Annotated in this window: 1 protein-coding gene; it reads right to left on the bottom strand. The window is 40.0% G+C overall.

The features are described 5' to 3' along the window. Positions 1-490 (bottom strand): hypothetical protein (locus OJ995_RS13520; RefSeq protein ID WP_432419338.1); only part of this gene is annotated, 490 nt, incomplete at both ends.

Genomic DNA, 490 nt, shown 5'->3' with positions numbered 1-490 from the left:
GCTAATTGTAGCAGTTCCACTTGTAGAACAAGTAGCAGTTGTTGTAGTTATTGTAGGTACGGATGGTGTTACTAATTGCGCTGCTGTGCTAAAAGCTAATGATGACGCAGAAGTACAACTTCCGTTTGATGCGGTTACTGTATAACTTGTACCATTAGTCATGCCTGAGATAGCTCCTGTGCCACTTACTGTTGGTCCTGTTGGATTGAAAACATAAGTGATTCCAGAAGTGTAATTGCTAATTGTAGCAGTTCCACTTGTAGAACAAGTAGCAGATGTTGAAGTTATTGTAGGTACTGATGGTGTTACTAATTGAGCTGCAGTACTAAAAGCTAATGATGAAGCAGAAGTACAACTTCCGTTTGATGCGGTTACTGTATAACTTGTACCATTAGTCATTCCTGAAATAGCTCCGGTGCCACTTACTGTTGGTCCTGTTGGATTAAAAACATATGTGATTCCAGCTGCGTAATTGCTAATAGTAGCTGTT

This window comes from Flavobacterium lacisediminis, assembly GCF_025909975.1.
Taxonomy (GTDB): domain Bacteria; phylum Bacteroidota; class Bacteroidia; order Flavobacteriales; family Flavobacteriaceae; genus Flavobacterium; species Flavobacterium lacisediminis.
Note: the sequence above shows the minus strand (reverse complement) of the source record. Positions and strands in the feature narration are given on the sequence as shown.